Annotated in this window: 18 protein-coding genes; 8 read left to right on the top strand and 10 right to left on the bottom strand. The window is 71.4% G+C overall.

The window, feature by feature from the left end:
* Positions 1 to 150: 150 nt before the first annotated feature.
* The 5 genes from OP18_RS30490 to ctaE all read right to left on the bottom strand — a co-directional run bounded on the left by OP18_RS30490 (position 151) and on the right by ctaE (position 5315).
* On the bottom strand, positions 151 to 879 hold the full coding sequence (locus OP18_RS30490; protein WP_033362520.1) for an MBL fold metallo-hydrolase: 729 nt from the start codon (positions 877 to 879) through the stop codon (positions 151 to 153).
* A 158-nt stretch (positions 880 to 1037) separates the two neighbouring features.
* On the bottom strand, positions 1038 to 2681 hold the full coding sequence (gene qcrB, locus OP18_RS30485) for a cytochrome bc1 complex cytochrome b subunit (protein WP_033362519.1): 1644 nt from the start codon (positions 2679 to 2681) through the stop codon (positions 1038 to 1040).
* Complete coding sequence (gene qcrA / locus OP18_RS30480; protein WP_033362518.1) at positions 2678 to 3772, bottom strand: cytochrome bc1 complex Rieske iron-sulfur subunit; 1095 nt, start codon at positions 3770 to 3772, stop codon at positions 2678 to 2680. Before qcrA ends, qcrB begins: the two co-directional genes overlap by 4 nt.
* A complete protein-coding gene (gene qcrC / locus OP18_RS30475; protein ID WP_033362517.1) occupies positions 3769 to 4635 on the bottom strand; it encodes a cytochrome bc1 complex diheme cytochrome c subunit in 867 nt (288 codons plus the stop codon). The genes qcrA and qcrC overlap by 4 nt, the downstream gene beginning before the upstream one ends.
* 80 nt (positions 4636 to 4715) lie before the next feature.
* Positions 4716 to 5315 (bottom strand): aa3-type cytochrome oxidase subunit III, encoded by a 600-nt coding sequence (ctaE, locus tag OP18_RS30470; RefSeq protein WP_081971252.1) that lies wholly within the window; start codon positions 5313 to 5315, stop codon positions 4716 to 4718.
* A 129-nt stretch (positions 5316 to 5444) separates the two neighbouring features.
* On the opposite strand from ctaE, the gene OP18_RS30465 reads away from it, so the two are divergent.
* The 6 genes from OP18_RS30465 to OP18_RS30440 all read left to right on the top strand — a co-directional run bounded on the left by OP18_RS30465 (position 5445) and on the right by OP18_RS30440 (position 9665).
* Entirely contained in the window at positions 5445 to 6371 is a 927-nt protein-coding gene (locus OP18_RS30465; RefSeq protein WP_389249547.1) for a cytochrome c oxidase assembly protein, read from the top strand.
* Complete coding sequence (locus OP18_RS30460) at positions 6368 to 6760, top strand: helix-turn-helix domain-containing protein (RefSeq protein ID WP_033362515.1); 393 nt, start codon at positions 6368 to 6370, stop codon at positions 6758 to 6760. The genes OP18_RS30465 and OP18_RS30460 overlap by 4 nt, the downstream gene beginning before the upstream one ends.
* 2 nt (positions 6761 to 6762) lie before the next feature.
* The gene (gene trpD / locus OP18_RS30455) at positions 6763 to 7806 is read left to right on the top strand and encodes an anthranilate phosphoribosyltransferase (RefSeq protein WP_033362514.1); all 1044 of its coding nucleotides are present in this window, start codon (positions 6763 to 6765) and stop codon (positions 7804 to 7806) included.
* 152 nt (positions 7807 to 7958) lie between these two features.
* Entirely contained in the window at positions 7959 to 8780 is an 822-nt protein-coding gene (locus OP18_RS30450) for a hypothetical protein (RefSeq protein WP_033362513.1), read from the top strand.
* 49 nt (positions 8781 to 8829) lie between these two features.
* Positions 8830 to 9051 carry a hypothetical protein gene (locus OP18_RS30445; RefSeq protein ID WP_033362512.1) on the top strand — a complete coding sequence of 74 codons (222 nt, stop codon included), beginning with the start codon at positions 8830 to 8832 and terminating at the stop codon, positions 9049 to 9051.
* An 80-nt stretch (positions 9052 to 9131) separates the two neighbouring features.
* Entirely contained in the window at positions 9132 to 9665 is a 534-nt protein-coding gene (locus OP18_RS30440) for a phospholipase (protein ID WP_033362511.1), read from the top strand.
* Positions 9666 to 9708: 43 nt separating this feature from the next.
* Here the strand turns inward: OP18_RS30440 and OP18_RS30435 are convergent, their stop codons facing one another.
* Together OP18_RS30435 and ctaC are read right to left on the bottom strand one after the other, a co-directional pair.
* On the bottom strand, positions 9709 to 10152 hold the full coding sequence (locus OP18_RS30435; protein ID WP_033362510.1) for a cytochrome c oxidase subunit 4: 444 nt from the start codon (positions 10150 to 10152) through the stop codon (positions 9709 to 9711).
* Between the two features lie 16 nt (positions 10153 to 10168).
* Positions 10169 to 11047: an aa3-type cytochrome oxidase subunit II gene (ctaC, locus tag OP18_RS30430; protein WP_245635574.1), complete on the bottom strand. Its 879-nt coding sequence runs from the start codon at positions 11045 to 11047 to the stop codon at positions 10169 to 10171.
* Between the two features lie 88 nt (positions 11048 to 11135).
* Between ctaC and OP18_RS30425 the strand changes: the two genes are divergently transcribed.
* A complete protein-coding gene (locus tag OP18_RS30425; RefSeq protein ID WP_081971251.1) occupies positions 11136 to 12272 on the top strand; it encodes a cysteine desulfurase family protein in 1137 nt (378 codons plus the stop codon).
* Positions 12273 to 12303: 31 nt separating this feature from the next.
* Complete coding sequence (locus tag OP18_RS30420; RefSeq protein ID WP_033362507.1) at positions 12304 to 12519, top strand: sulfurtransferase TusA family protein; 216 nt, start codon at positions 12304 to 12306, stop codon at positions 12517 to 12519.
* A gap of 13 nt (positions 12520 to 12532) precedes the next feature.
* Here the strand turns inward: OP18_RS30420 and OP18_RS30415 are convergent, their stop codons facing one another.
* The 3 genes from OP18_RS30415 to OP18_RS30405 all read right to left on the bottom strand — a co-directional run bounded on the left by OP18_RS30415 (position 12533) and on the right by OP18_RS30405 (position 14494).
* Positions 12533 to 12940 carry a DUF4395 domain-containing protein gene (locus tag OP18_RS30415; RefSeq protein ID WP_033362506.1) on the bottom strand — a complete coding sequence of 136 codons (408 nt, stop codon included), beginning with the start codon at positions 12938 to 12940 and terminating at the stop codon, positions 12533 to 12535.
* Positions 12941 to 13058: 118 nt separating this feature from the next.
* Positions 13059 to 13469: a thioredoxin family protein gene (locus OP18_RS30410; protein WP_033362505.1), complete on the bottom strand. Its 411-nt coding sequence runs from the start codon at positions 13467 to 13469 to the stop codon at positions 13059 to 13061.
* Between the two features lie 44 nt (positions 13470 to 13513).
* A complete protein-coding gene (locus tag OP18_RS30405; protein ID WP_033362504.1) occupies positions 13514 to 14494 on the bottom strand; it encodes a carbohydrate kinase family protein in 981 nt (326 codons plus the stop codon).
* Positions 14495 to 14621 lie beyond the last annotated feature (127 nt).

The raw sequence follows: 14621 nt of genomic DNA, 5'->3' as shown, positions 1-14621 counted from the left end.
CTGCCGCCCCGGTCAGGCGGCCGGCGGCTCGGTCAGACCAGCGGCTCCGTCAGGCGGCCAGCGGCTCCGTCAGGCGACCGGCGGCTCCGTCAGGCGACCGGCGGCTCCGTCAGGCGACCGGCGGCTCCGTCAGGCGACCGGCGGCCTCGGTCAGGCGACCGGCGGCTCCGTCAGGCGACCGGCGGCCTCGGTCAGGCGGGTGGCGGTGTCCTCGGTGAGCGGGTCGCCGTGGCCGAAGCAGGCGATCTCCGGTCGCAGCGCGGCCTGGTGGCACATCGAGGCGACCGCCTGGGCCGGGTCGGCGTTGAACACGCCCAACATGACGGTGCCGTCGGGGGCGCGGGCGATCGTGTCGCCGGTGAACAGGATCCGCTCCGCCGGCAGGTGGAACGCGACACTGCCCGGGGTGTGGCCCGGCACGGCCACGGCGACCGCCTCCACGCCGCCGCCGAGATCGATCACGTCGCCGTGGCGCAGTTCCAGGTCGACCCGTGCCGGCGCCGGTGGGTCGGTCGGCATGGTGGCGTGGATCTGGTCGTACAGTTGCCGCTCCCAGCCGGACAGGACCGGCGGTGGGCCGGCCGCCTCGCCCCTGACGACCGGGGCCTCGTCGCGGTGCGCGGCAATGAGCACGTCGCCCCAGGCGGCGACCTCGGCGGCCGATCCGACGTGGTCGACGTGTGCGTGGGTCAGCAGCACCCGGCGCAGGTCCTGCCGCCGGAACCCGAGGGTCTCGACGGCCTCGGCGATGCGGGGTCCCGACCCGGGCATGCCGGTGTCGACCAGGGTCAGCCCGTCGGGGCCGCACCACAGGTACGCGTGCCCGACCGGCGACGCGAGCAGGTACAGGCGGCTGGGCAGCACCTCGACCAGGTCCATCCGAGCACCGTAGGCCCGTGCGGGCGGCGGCGCCCAGCCCGGTTCGCCCTCAGCGGATCAGCCAACGGCGAACCAGCGCACAGCGAAACCAGCGGAAAACCAGCGACGCCCCCAGCGCTGCGTGGTGCAGGGCTGAGGGCGTCGCCGTGGTGCTGGGGTCAGTGGCCGCTGGTGATCTCTTCGCGGTCACGGTCCTCTTCGAGCTGGCGTGGCTTCGGCGCGGGGCCGGCCTTCTCGATCGGGTAGAAGAAGCCCTTGACCGTCGGAGCGAGCGCGCCGAGGCGGTTCATCTTCTTCGGCACGACCCAGCCGGCGTAGTCGAGGCCGTGGTGGCCGTCACCCTCGTGGCCGTTGCCCGCGTGGCCGTTGCCGGCGGCGGTGGGCAGCGGCTGGTGGATCTCGACGAACCTGCCGTCGGGGAGGCGGCGGATGATGCCGGTCTCCACGCCGTGGGCGAGGACCTCGCGGTCGTGCTGCTGCAGGCCGAGCGCGATGCGGTACGCCACGTAGTAGGCCAGCGGCGGCACGATGAGCAGACCGATGCGGCCGGCCCAGGTCATCGCGTTGAGGCTGATGTGGAACTTGTCGGCGAGGACGTCGTTGCCACCGGAGATCAGCAGGACCACGTAGAACGCGATGGCCATGGCGCCGAGCGCGGTGCGCAGCGGGTTGTCGCGGGGGCGCTGCAGCAGGTTGTGCACCGCCTTGTCCTTGGAGAACCGCGCCTCGATGAACGGGTAGAAGATCGGCAACATCGTCAGGATGCCTGGTAGCACCACCGTCGGCCAGAAGATCGGCGGGATGGTGTACCCGGCACCGTAGAAGAAGTCGAAGCGGATCTCCCAGGCCGGGAAGAGACGGGTCGAGCCGTCGAGGAACATGACGTACCAGTCGGGCTGGCTCGCCGCCGACACGACCGCCGCCTTGTACGGGCCGAACAGCCAGATCGGGTTGATCTGGAAGAGACCGGCGAGCGCGGCGATCATCGCGAACACGATCATGAAGAAGCCGCCGGCCTTGGCCGCGAAGCCGGGGAACATGCGCACGCCGACCACGTTCTCGTTGGTCCGGCCGGGGCCGGGCCACTGGGTGTGCTTCTGCTTCACCAGCAGGCCCATGTGGACGCTGATGAGCGCGAGCAGCGCACCCGGGACGAGCAGCACGTGGACGATGTACAGGCGGTCGAGGATGACCTCGCCGGGGAACTCGCCGCCGAACAGCGACGTGGTCACCCAGGTGCCCACGACGGGGATCGACAGCATGATCGCGCTGGCGATGCGAAGACCCGTGCCGGACAGCGCGTCGTCGGGCAGCGAGTAACCGCCGAAGCCCTCGAGGAAGCCCATCCAGAACAGCAGGACGCCGACGATCCAGTTGGCCTCGCGCGGCTTGCGGAACGCGCCGGTGAAGAACACGCGGAACATGTGCACCACGATCGCGGCCATGAACAGCAGCGCCGCCCAGTGGTGCATCTGGCGCATGAAGAGGCCGCCGCGCACGTCGAACGACAGGTGCAGCGCCGTGTTGTACGCCTGCGACATCTCCACGCCGCGCAGCGGCGCGTAGCTGCCGTCGTACACGACCTCACGCAGCGACGGGTCGAAGAACAGCGCCAGGAAGATGCCGCTGAGGATCAGCACGACGAACGAGTAGAGCGCGATCTCCCCCAGCAGGAACGACCAGTGGTCGGGGAAGACCTTGTTCAGCAGCCGCCGCAGCGGGGTGGCCGCCTGGAACCGCTCGTCGAGTGCCCTGGCGGAATTGGCCGGGAGTGCCCGGACGTCGATCTTGCGCCGTTTCATGGCCGCTCCCAGAAGGCCGGTCCGACCGGAATCTTGTAGTCCTGCGTCGCGATGAAGTACCCCTCATCGTCCACCGTAATCGGCAGTTGCGGCAAGGCGCGGCTGGCCGGACCGAAGACGGGCCGCGCGTTGTCCGTGATCTGGAACTGCGACTGGTGGCAGGGGCACAGCAGGCGGTTGGTCTGCTGCTCGTAGAGGCTCGCCGGGCAGCCGGCGTGCGTGCAGATCTTCGAGTAGGCCACGAAGTTCTGCCACTGCGAGCCCTTGTTGACCTCTTTGGCGTTCTTCAGGGTCGCCTCGGCGTCCTCCTCGCGGAGGTGGATCAGCAGCGTCGGCGAGTCGGCCCACTTGTTGGTGGCGCCGTGCGGGATGCCGGGGAAGACGGTGATCTGGCCGCCGACGCTGACGTCGGCGGGGCGGATCGGGGTGCCGTCCTCGTGCGTGAGGCGGACCGGCTTGCCGTCGTTGTGCTTGGGGTCCCAGCCGGTGGTGAAGAAGACGTTCTCGCCGTCCTGGGTCGGCGCCTTGATCAGCGAGCCGACGAGCAGGGCACCGGCGACGGCACCGAGCGGCGCGGCACCGGCCAGGAACGCCAGGCCGACGAAGCGGCGGCGCTTGAGGCCGAGCTCGTCGCCCATGTTCAGGATGGTCGCCGCGGTCAGCACCTGCTCGGTGCTGTCGGACGGGCCGTCGTGCCGCTCCTGGATCGAGACCTCCTCGGGCAGGAGCTTCTTGCTCCACACCACGATGCCCAGGCCGAGGGTGAACAGGGCCAGGCCGAGGGTCGCGCCGAGGACCGGCGTGTAGAACGGGTACAGCGAACGGTAGGTCGAGTCGCCCTCGCCGTACTTCCACGGCCAGGCGATGTAGGCCACCACGAACGCGGTCGACATCAGGCCGGTGAGCAGGAACAGGAACGCCAGGAGGCGCTCGATGCGGCGCTCCGCGCGGGTGCCCGGCACCGGGAACCGCGGCGCGTAGTGCACGATCTGCACGCCGTCGCGGCGGGCGCCTTCCTTGACCAGGTCGAACCGGGTCAGCGCCGCGTCGCTGGCGTCGAACTCGACGTCGGTCGAGTGGTGGGTGGTCATGACTTCCCTGCAATCCACAGCGTGGCGAACACGAGCGCCGCGATACCGACGAGGAAGATGACGAGGCCCTCCGGCACCGGGCCGTACCGCCCGAGGCTCCAGCCGCCCGGGTCGGTCGCCTCGTTCTGGTTCAGGTTCTGGATGTAGGCGATGATCGCGGCCTTGTCGTCCGGGCTCAGCTGGTTGTTGCCGAACACCGGCATGTTCTGCGGGCCGGTGAGCATCGCCGCGTAGATGTCACGGTTGGTCGAGTGCTGCAGCGACGGGGCGTACTTGCCCGAGGACAGCGCGCCGCCGCCGGTGGAGAAGGCGTGGCACGAGGAGCAGTTGACCCGGTACAGCTCGCCGCCGTGCGCGAGGATCTTGTCGTCGCTCTGCGCCTTCTTGACCTGCTCGTCCAGGCTCTGCGAGTCGGGCAGCTGGGGGCCGCCGCCGAGCTCCTGGATGTAGGCACCGAGCTGTGCGGCCTGCTCCTGGTTGAACTGTGGCTGCTTGCGCTCGGCCTGCGCCTCCTGGCGGGCCAGCGGCATGCGGCCGGTGTTGACCTGGAACTCCACGGCGGCGGAGCCGACCCCGATGAGGCTCGGCCCGCGGTTCTCGACGCCCTGGGCGTTACGGCCGTGGCAGGTGATGCAGCTGACCTCGTAGATGGCCTTGCCCTCGGCCGCCGACTCGGACAGCTTCACGGTGTCCTCGGCGCGGCCGACGCCGGGCGCGTAAGCGGTGTAGAGGCCGCCGACCACTGTGAGCGCCGCGACCAGGCGCACGGCCGCCGACAAGCGCCGGCGAAGCTTGCCCCGCGCCGCGCGCGCGCCACCCGGCACCAGCCGGGCAAGCGGCCGCTTGCTCTGCTCAGAAGTCATGGCCTCACCTTTGTCGTCATCACCTATGTCGTCTCAAGAAGTGCGTGGTCCCGGGAGCGTGTGACGCGCGGCCCGAACGCCTACTGCAGGAAGTAGATCATCGCGAACAGTGCGATCCACACCACGTCGACGAAGTGCCAGTAGTAGGACACGACGATCGCCGCGGTCGCCTGGGCGGGGGTGAACCGGCCCATGGTGGTGCGGATCAGATAGATGATGAAGGCGATGAGCCCGCCCGTGACGTGCAGGCCGTGGAAGCCGGTCGTCAGGTAGAACATCGAGCCGTAGCCGTCGCCGTTGATCTTCACGCCCTCGTGCACGAGGTTGACGTACTCGTTGACCTGGCCGAGCACGAAGATGAGGCCCATCACGAAGGTCAACGCGAACCACCGGCGCAGGCCGTGCACGTCACCGCGCTCGGCGCGGAACACGCCGATCTGGCAGGTGATGGACGACAGCACCAGGATGGTCGTGAAGGTCAACGCGTACCAGACGTTGAGGACCTCGGTGCGCTCGTGCCACAGCTCGGGAGCCGCCGCACGGATCGAGAAGTACATCGCGAACAGCGCCGCGAAGAACATCAGTTCGCTGGAGAGCCACACGATCGTCCCGACACTGACCATGTTGGGCCTGGTCAGTGAGTGGATCTGGCTCTTGGCAATCGCTGGGGCCGCAGTCACGCCGTCATTATTGCCCCCCGATCATCGCCGAATGCTCGCGGGGTCCACCAGAGCCGGACGTTTCGTGCGCGGGCATAGGCTGGGCACGTGTTCCGAGCTGCTGAACCAGGTCCTCCGTCCGCGGCGGGCATCCTCGGTTCGTTCCACGTGTCATGGCTGACCCTCGCGCTGATCGTCGCCGCGGGCCTCTACCTCGCCGGCGTCCTCAGCCTGCGCAGACGCGGCGACCGCTGGCCGGTCTCGCGTGTCGTGCTGTTCCTGGGCCCCGGGCTGGGCTCGATCGCCGCGGTGACGATGACCGGCGTCGAGAAGTACGACACGACGCTGCTGAGCGTCCACATGATCCAGCACATGATGCTGTCGATGATCGCGCCGATCTTCCTCGCCCTCGGCGCGCCCGTGACCCTGGCCCTGCGCACCCTGCCGCCGCGCGGCCGGGCGGCGCTGCTGGCCGTGGTGCACTCGAGGGTGGCGCGCGTGCTGGCCTTCCCGCTGGTCGCGTTCGGCTTCTTCGTCGTCACGCCGTTCGTGCTGTATTTCACGTCGCTGTACGAGCAGACGATGCGTCACGCGTGGGTGCACGAGCTGACCCACGCGCACTTCATCGCCGTGGGCTGCCTGTTCTTCTGGCCGCTGATCGGCCTGGACCCGCTGCCGGGGCGCTGGCCGTACCCGGCGCGGGCGCTGCTGATGTTCCTGTCCACGCCGTTCCACACGGTCCTCGGGCTGACCATCATGCAGAGCAAGCAGCTGCTCGGCGGCGACTGGTACCCGTCGCTGGGGCTGACCTGGACGGACCCGGCGCACGACCAGGTCGTGGCCGGCGGCATCCTGTGGGCGGGCGGGGAGATCGTCTCGGTGACGATGCTCGCCGTGCTCGTCGTGCAGTGGATGCGCCAGTCCGACCGGGAGGCCCGGCGGGTCGACCGGCGGCTGGACCGCGAGGAGCGGCAGCGGCGCGAGGAGCAGGAGTGGTCCGCCCGCACCGGCATCGCCATCACCGATGACGGTACGATCCCCGAGGCACCCGCCACACGAGGAGCAGCGCGCACATGACACAGCACACGGTCCTGCTGTACAGCGACGATCCCGAGGTCCGCGACCGCATGCGGCTGGCCATCGGCAGCCGTCCCGCGGCCGACCTGTCGGTGAAGTTCGTCGACGCCTCCACCTACGCGGAGGTCGTCCAGCTCGTCGACGACACCGACGTGGACCTGCTGGTCCTCGACGGCGAGGCGACGCCCGGCGGCGGTCTCGGCATCGCCCGCCAGCTCAAGGACGAGATCACCAACCCGCCGCCGGTCGTCCTGGCGATCGCCCGGGCCGCCGACCGCTGGCTGGCGTCCTACGCCCGGGTCGAGGGCACGATCATGTACCCGTTGGACCCGGTCGTCACCGGCAAGACGGTGTCGGACCTCCTGCGCTCGCTTCCCGTCCAGGGCTGAGCATGGGCGAGCGGACCTGGCCCCAGCTGCTCAACGCCCTGCTCCGTGGCGAGGACCTCGCTCCCGACGACGCCGGCTGGGCGATGGGTGAGGTGATGGCCGGCTCGGCCACCCCCAGCCAGATCGCCGGCTTCGTCGTCGCGCTGCGCGCGAAGGGCGAGACGTCCGCCGAGGTCGCCGGCGTGGCCGAGACGATGCTGTCCGTCGCGCCGAAGGTCCCGCTCACCGACGCCGAGCGCGACGCCGCCGTCGACATCGTCGGCACCGGCGGCGACCGCGCCAACACCGTCAACATCTCCACCATGGCGGCCGTGGTGACCGCCGCCGCCGGGGTGCCCGTCGTCAAGCACGGCAACCGCGCCGCGTCGTCGTCCACCGGCGCCGCCGACCTGCTCGAGGCCCTCGGCGTCACCATCGACCTCGGCCCCGACGAGGTCGCCCGCTGCGTGCGCGAGGTCGGCATCGGCTTCTGCTTCGCCGCCCGGTTCCACCCCGGGATGCGCCACGCGTCCGCGACCCGCCGCGAGATGGGTGTGCCCACCGTCTTCAACTTCCTCGGCCCGCTCACCAACCCGGCGCAGCCCACCGCCGCCACCGTCGGCTGTTTCGACGCCCGCATGGCGGCGGTGATGGCGTCGGTACTGGCGGGCCGCGGCTTCTCCGTGCTCCTGGTGCGCGGCGAGGACGGCCTGGACGAGTTCACCACCGGCGCCCCGACCCGGGTGTGGACCGTCACCGGCGGCACGGTCACCGAGACCCTCCTCGACGCCGTCGACCTGGGCCTGCCCCGCTCCGCCCCCGGCGACCTGCGCGGCGGCGACCCCGCCCACAACGTCGAGGTGGCCCGCCGCATGTTCGCCGGCGAGCCGGGCCCCGTGCGCGACGCCGTCCTGCTCAACGCCGCCGCCGCCATCGCCGCCCGCGCCGGCCTCTCCCCCACCGACCTGCCCGCCCAGCTGAAGGCCGGCCTGGCCCGCGCCGCCGAGGCGGTCGACTCGGGCGCCGCCACCGACCTGGTCGCCCGCTGGGCCGCCTTCAAGCCGTAGCCCGCCCCCGCTCAGCCTCTTCGGCCGGCCTGGTCCCATGGACGAGGCCGGCCGTCGCGGTTGCCCGTCCGGCCGTCGGCTCCCGGCGGCGGGCGTCGCGGTGCAAGGCACGGCACCCGTGACCGGTGGGCGGCGCGCGGCGTTGACGTTGCGTGGCCAACACACCGAACTCGCAGAAGAAGGCGCTGCTGTCGGCGGTCGTCGCGGGCGCGTTGACCCTCGGTTTCGCCGGCATGATGGCGAGGTCGTGCGGCGCGCCGGTCAAGGAGCGGGCCGAGGCCGCCAACCCGGCCCTCGAGCTCGTCGACAGTCTCGCGTCGCGGCTGGTGCTGGGCCTGCAGACGGACGCGACGATCCAGTACTCGACGGCCGGCGGGGCGACCGTGATCGTGTCGCAGTCGGCGCCGCGGCGGGCGTACCGGGGCGCCGGTGTCACGTACATCTCGACGCCGGACGGGACGTACCTGTGCCGGGCGGTGACCCCGTCGCCGTCGCCGCCGGCGAAGGCCAGGAAGAGCCCTCAGCCGGTCGTGCGGTGCGACGAGGGGCCGGGGGTGGACGCGATGTCCCCGACGCAGGCCAGGGCGATCAGCGAGGCGTTCGGGGGCGAGTTCATGGCGCCCGAGGCGGCGATGGGCCGGCTCGCGACGATCGCGCGGGGCGAGGACGTGCGGACCGGCACGTCGAAGCGGGGCGACGCGCAGTGCGTGTCGGTCACGGCGCTGGGGATCCGCACGGAGACGGCGTGCGTGAACCCGGCCGGGCTGCTGGCGTACTTCGACGGCACGACCGACGCCGGCCGGTACACCCAGCTGACCCTGCAGTACACGACGCCCAGCGTCAGCGACGAGGCGTTCCTGCCCCCGGACGCCGCACCGAAGGCGTCCCCGAAGGCGTCCAGCACGCCGAAGGCGTCCGCCAGGCCGGCGCGGACCCCGAGCCCGAAGGCGTCGCCGGGTGGTACCGAAAAGTGATCCGACACGCCGCCGGGTGTGCTGTGCCGGCGGGACGTGCGGTGGCAGCGTGACGGGCATGGAGCTGCACTGCGACACCTGCGCCCGGCAGCGGACCTTCGAGCGCCCGGCCTGCACCGACCATCCCCGCGACACCTGCCCCGACCGGGCCTGCACGGGCTGCGGCGCGGCGATCGTGGTGGCGCCGGTGATCATGCTGATGGACCGCCGGTCGCGGGTCCTGCTCGGGCGGCGACCGCGGCGGGACACCGGCCGCCGCCACGCCGCCTGAACGACCATTCAGCTCTCCGGAGCGACCGTTCGGCGCAAGCGCGGCACGCCCGTACACATCGAGACTGAACAATCTGTGGCATGAAGCTCCGGCGCGTCGCCGTCCTCGCGTCCCTCGCGTTGGCCGGCATCATCAGCACCGCATCCCCCGCCACCGCGGCCACCGTCGAGGAGAAGCTGGCCGTCATGTCGTCCTGGTCACAGCCGACCGCCGCCAGCTACGACGCCTGGAACAGCGCCCGCCAGCACCAGTCCGACTGGGCGTCCTACGGCTTCGACTGGTCCACCGACTACTGCTCGACCAGCCCGGACCAGCCGCTCGGCTTCGACTTCCGGCTGCCGTGCCAGCGGCACGACTTCGGCTACCGCAACTACAAGGCGGTCGGGCAGTTCCCGGCCAACAAGTCCCGCATCGACGACGCGTTCTACCGCGACCTGAAGGCGAAGTGCGCCACGTACAACGCGTTCGTCAGGCCGGCCTGCACCAGCCTCGCCTGGACGTACTACCAGGCGGTGGCCGCGTTCGGCAGCGTGGTGGTGAGCGACGCCGACCTGCAGCGCGCCGCCGACCTCAAGGAGCGCGGCGAGCTCGCCGCCGCCAAGGCCCGGGCATGAAGAACGGGGGCCCTCCCGCGGAGGGCCCCCGTTTCCGGGTGTCTCAGTGCTCGGCGCCGCGCCGGCTGCCGGTGTAGTACTCGAACATCAGGCCGCAGGTCGCGACGATGACCGAGACGAGGCCGACCGCCACGAGCCACCACTGGTCGAACGCCAGGCCGATGCTCGCGGTCGCCGCGGACAGGGCGATGCCGATCGGCCAGTAGCTGCCCGGGCTGAAGAAGCCCAGGTCGCCGGCGCCCTCGTGGATCTCGGCCTCGGGCCGGTCCTCGGGACGCGGCTCGATGCGGCGCGAGATCAGCCACAGCGCGCTGCCGATCATCGTCAGCAGCAGGCCGGACAGGATCAGCGCGACGACGCCGATCCACTCCACGCCCTCATGGCCGGTCTGCTCACGCGGCGCCACGCTGGTCCACCAGCCATAGAGCGCCGACATCGCGAACACGAACAACGCGAGCACGAAGAACAAGCGTCCTTCTGACTTCATCGCCGTGCGCCCCTTCTCAGCTCGAGGACCGCTTGGTGCGGTCGGTGTTGAACGGCTGCGTCTTGGTCGCGTACCCCTGGTTCGGGAAGCCCAGCTGCGCGAGCGCCTCCGGCGTGCTCTTCCCGGCGCCGCGCAGGTCCAGGTACTGCCGGTACTGCTCGGCGGAGACGACCCGCAGCTCGAAGTTCATCATCGAGTGGTAGGTGCCGCACAGCTCGGCGCAGCGGCCCACGTAGGCACCGGCGGCGTTGTCCTTGAGCTTGATCTCGAACCTGTTCTCCACGCCGGGGATGACGTCCCGCTTGAACAGGATGTCCGGCACCCAGAACGAGTGGATGACGTCCCGCGAGGTCTCCTTGAACTGCACCGACTTGCCCGCCGGCAGCACCAGGACCGGGATGTAGTCGTCGGCGCCGACCGTCGTGATCGGCTGCCCGTCGGGGCCCTTGGTGTCGCTGTACACGAACTGCCAGTTCCACTTCGAGGCGATGACCTCGACGCGCACGTCCGGGTTCTTCGACAGGCGGTCGACGTCGGTCTGGATGATCGCGGTGTAGAAGAACAACACGGCGATGACCACGAACGGCGCGACGGTGTACAGGATCTCGAACGGCATGTTGTACCGCGTCTGGGGCGGCAGCTCGTCGCCGCGCTTGCGGTAGCGCACGACGCACCAGAAGATCAGGCCCCAGACGAAGACACCGACCACGAGGGCCGCGACGACGGACCCGATCCACAGGTCATACATGCGGTCGCCCTGCTGGGTGATGCCCTTCGGCCAACCGAACCCGGCGAACGCACTGTCGACGGAGCACCCGGCGAGCAGGGTCGTCACCGCGACGGCCGAGACGGCGAGCCCGACGGCGCGCGCGGGGCTCAAACCTCTTGAGACCACCTGCTCCTGCCTCCTTAGCAGCGCCGTGCGGCCCGTTTCGGGACCGTCGCACGGCAAGCCTCACCAACGCTGGCGAGCGTACTCGACCATGCGCGGTCCGCCCGGCTTGGGGTGGCAGTGTCCGGCCCACGATAGCGTTGCGCGGGTGGGTGTCTACTTCGACGCGGCCACCGCGATGCCGCCGCATCCCGTTGCGCGGCAAGCCTTTCTGGCCGCGCTGGACGACGGATGGGCCGACCCGGGCAGGCTCTACAACCCGGCCCGCCGGTCCCGCCAGCTGCTGGACGCCGCCCGGGCCGCGGTCGCCGAGGTGCTCGGCACCCGCCCCGACGAGCTGCACTTCACCGCCGGCGGCACAGATGCGGTCCGCCGCGCCGTCGAGGGTGTCCGCCGCGCCCGCGGCCTGCGCCGGGTCGTGCACAGCGCGGTCGAGCACTCCGCCGTCATCAAGGCCGCCGGCGACGCCGCGGTCGCGGTGCCGGTGTCACTGACCGGCCGGGTCGACCTGGCCGCGCTGGAATCGGCGGTCGGTTCGCCGGAAGTGGCCATGGCGGCGCTGCAGAGCGCGAATCATGAGGTGGGGACGGTCCAGCCCGTCGAGGCGGCCGCGCGGTTGTGTGCGGCGGCAGGGGTACCGCTGCTCGTCGACGCCGCACAGTCGATCGGGCGTGCGCCGCTGCCCACCGGCTGGTCCCTGCTGGCCGGCAGCGCCCGCAAGTGGGGCGGCCCGGCCGGCGTGGGCGTCCTCGCCGTGCGCAAGGGCACCCGCTGGGAGCAGCCCTGGGAGCCCCCGGCGGACGTGCCGTCGGCGGTCGCCGCCGCGGCGGCGCTGCGGGCCGTGCACGCCGCCGCCGCGGCCGAGTCGGCCCGCCTGAGCGCCCTGGTCGAGCGGATCCGCGCCACGGTCGCCGCCACCGTCCCCGACGTCGAGGTGGTCGGCGACCCCGACGAGCGGCTGCCGCACATCGTGACGTTCTCCTGCCTGTACGTCGACGGCGAGGTCCTCCTGCACGCCCTCGACCGGGCCGGCTTCGCGGTGTCGTCGGGCTCCGCCTGCACCGCCGACACCCTCCAGCCCTCCCACGTGCTCGCCGCGATGGGCGTGCTCACCCACGGCAACGTCCGCGTCTCCCTGCACGGCGGCGTCTCCGCCGAGGACGTCGACCGGTTCCTGGCGGTGCTGCCCGGCCTGGTCGCCGACGTCCGCGCCGAGCTCGGCATGTGAGCCCGCGGGCCGGCGGGCAGATACTGGAGCGGTGAGCGAGCCCCTGGTCGTGCAGGCCCTCGGCAAGCGCTGCCCGCTGCCGGTCATCATGCTGGCCAAGCTGGCCGCCGGTCAGCCCGCGGGCACCCGCATCGAGGTGCTCGCCGACGACCCGGCGGCCGCGGTCGACATCCCGGCCTGGTGCAGGATGCGCGGCCACACCTTCGTCGCCACCGAGGCCGACCGGCACACCGTCGAGCTCCGCTGACCGGAGACGGGCGCTACGCGGCCCGCAGCCTCCTGATCAGCAGGTACGCCTCGCAGCCGAGGCAGAGGCCGAAGACGGCGTTCAGGAAGGCCGCCACCAGGGCGAACGACGCGCCCACCACACCCAGGACCGGGCTTCCTGCCAGGTAGCCCACGACGGTGACCAGGGTGAACACCAGACCGACCGCCTGGGCGAAGCGGACCGGGGCCGCGTCCTCACGGTCGGTGGGCGGGCCGAGGCGGGGGGCCACCAGGAAGCGGTAGAGCAGGCCGTACGGGGTGAGCCGCGGGTCGTACGCGCCGATGGCGAAGATCACTGCCTGGGCCAGGGCGAGCCAGCCGCTGCCGGTGAGCAGGACGGCGACGAAGACGATGGTGGTGAGGGCGGCCGAGAACCGGGGCCCGCGCGGGTCAAGGCTCATGCCGTCACCTCCGCTCCGCTGCGGACCGCTCATGCCGTCACCTCCGCTACGCTCCGGCGCCAGCCTGAGCTCCACCCTGAGCTGCCGATTCGCAGTCCTCCGCTGCGCTGCGGACCGCTCATGCCGCGAGCACCTCCGTCACGGTGGCGCGCAGGGAGGCGCGGTCGGGGACGCCGACGGTGCGCCGGGCGATGGTGCCGTGGCGGTCGACGACCAGCAGGGTCGGCAGGCGCCAGATGCCGAGGTCGCGGACGGCGTCGAGGTGCTCCTCGGCGTCCAGCTCGACGTGCCGCACGGCGTCGCGGGTGCCGGCGAACTCCCTGGCCAGGTCGGCGCAGACGGCCCGGACCTGCCGGCACGGCGCGCACGTGGCGGAGGAGAAGTGCAGCAGGGTGACCGTGTCGCGGGCCGGGGTGAGCAGGCCCGCCGGCAGGTCACCCCCGGCCGCGCGGAGGCGGCCGTAGCGGGCCCGGTACACGAGCCCGGCCACGGTCGCGAGGGCGAGCAGCGCCAGGACCACGATCGTCACAGCGGCAACTGTACGCCCGTCCCTACTAGACCGATAGGGAAGGTTCAGGCGGGCAGGTACGCCCGGATCTCGTCCGCGGCCGCGTCGCCATAGGACTCGGCGATGCGCTTGGTGAACTCGGCGGGCAGGATCTCGTACTCCTGCGGGCCGACGGTCTCCAGGACCAGCGCGGCGACCATCGAGCCGACCTGCGCGGCCCGCTCCAGGCCGAGGCCCCACGACAGGGCGGCGAAGAAGCCGGCGCGGAAGCCGTCGCCGACGCCGGTCGGGTCGTTGGCGACGACACCCTTGGCGACCGGCACGTGGATCTCGCCCGGCAGGTCGCGGCCGCGGATGAGCGCGCCGTCCTTGCCGAGGGTCGTGACGAGCACGCCGACCTTCTCCAGCAGCGACTCGGTCGTGAGGCCCGTCTTGGACTCGAGCAGCTCCTTCTCGTAGTCGTTGGTCAGCAGGTACGCGGCGCCGTCGATCAGCTTGCGGATCTCCTCGGCGGACATGCGGGCCAGCTGCTGCGAGCAGTCGGCGGCGAACGGCACGCCGAGCGCCCGGGCCTCCTCGGTGTGGCGGACCATCGCGACCGGGTCGTTGGCGCTGATCAGGATCAGGTCGATGCCGCCGACGCGGGCGTTGACCGGGGAGAGCTCGATGTTGCGGGCCTCGGACATGGCGCCGGCGTAGAACGACGCGATCTGGCACATGTCGTCGTCGGTGGTGCAGACGAACCGGGCGGTGTGCGCGATCTCGCTCACGTAGACGGAGTCGCAGTCGACCCCGTGCCGGGTCAGCCAGCTGCGATAGTCGCCGAAGTCGGCGCCGACGGCACCGACGAGGATCGGCTTGAGCCCGAGCAGCGCCATGCCGTAGGCGATGTTGGGCGCGATCCCGCCGCGGCGCACCGTCAGGTCGTCGACCAGGAACGACAGCGAGACCTTGTGCAGCTGGTCGGGCAGGAGCTGCTCAGCGAAGCGGCCCGGGAAGTGCATCAGGTGGTCGGTCGCGATCGAGCCGGTGACGACGATCTTCATGGAAACCTCGGTCTCAAGACAACAGGGCCTGCACAGAGTAGTAGCCGCCGCCGGTCAAGTCGCGCTGGAGGCCTCGCCGCCGCACCTGCCTTGATCAGCACGAAGCCGCCCTCCGCGGACGGAGGGC

Origin of the sequence: Dactylosporangium aurantiacum (assembly GCF_000716715.1) — a bacterium.
In the GTDB taxonomy this organism is placed as follows: domain Bacteria; phylum Actinomycetota; class Actinomycetes; order Mycobacteriales; family Micromonosporaceae; genus Dactylosporangium; species Dactylosporangium aurantiacum.
This window is presented reverse-complemented; position numbering and strand designations above follow the sequence as displayed.

What these genes read in the sequence shown, in the direction of transcription:
- OP18_RS30490 (WP_033362520.1), bottom strand. Translation starts at nt 879, where the DNA reads ATGGACCTGGTCGAGGTGCTGCCCAGCCGCCTGTACCTGCTCGCGTCG.
- trpD (WP_033362514.1), top strand. Translation starts at nt 6,763, where the DNA reads ATGGGCGAGCGGACCTGGCCCCAGCTGCTCAACGCCCTGCTCCGTGGC.
- OP18_RS30435 (WP_033362510.1), bottom strand. Translation starts at nt 10,152, where the DNA reads ATGAAGTCAGAAGGACGCTTGTTCTTCGTGCTCGCGTTGTTCGTGTTC.
- OP18_RS30425 (WP_081971251.1), top strand. Translation starts at nt 11,136, where the DNA reads ATGCGCGGTCCGCCCGGCTTGGGGTGGCAGTGTCCGGCCCACGATAGC.
- qcrB (WP_033362519.1), bottom strand. Translation starts at nt 2,681, where the DNA reads ATGAAACGGCGCAAGATCGACGTCCGGGCACTCCCGGCCAATTCCGCC.
- OP18_RS30415 (WP_033362506.1), bottom strand. Translation starts at nt 12,940, where the DNA reads ATGAGCCTTGACCCGCGCGGGCCCCGGTTCTCGGCCGCCCTCACCACC.
- OP18_RS30460 (WP_033362515.1), top strand. Translation starts at nt 6,368, where the DNA reads ATGACACAGCACACGGTCCTGCTGTACAGCGACGATCCCGAGGTCCGC.
- OP18_RS30405 (WP_033362504.1), bottom strand. Translation starts at nt 14,494, where the DNA reads ATGAAGATCGTCGTCACCGGCTCGATCGCGACCGACCACCTGATGCAC.
- qcrA (WP_033362518.1), bottom strand. Translation starts at nt 3,772, where the DNA reads ATGACCACCCACCACTCGACCGACGTCGAGTTCGACGCCAGCGACGCG.
- qcrC (WP_033362517.1), bottom strand. Translation starts at nt 4,635, where the DNA reads ATGACTTCTGAGCAGAGCAAGCGGCCGCTTGCCCGGCTGGTGCCGGGT.
- OP18_RS30440 (WP_033362511.1), top strand. Translation starts at nt 9,132, where the DNA reads ATGAAGCTCCGGCGCGTCGCCGTCCTCGCGTCCCTCGCGTTGGCCGGC.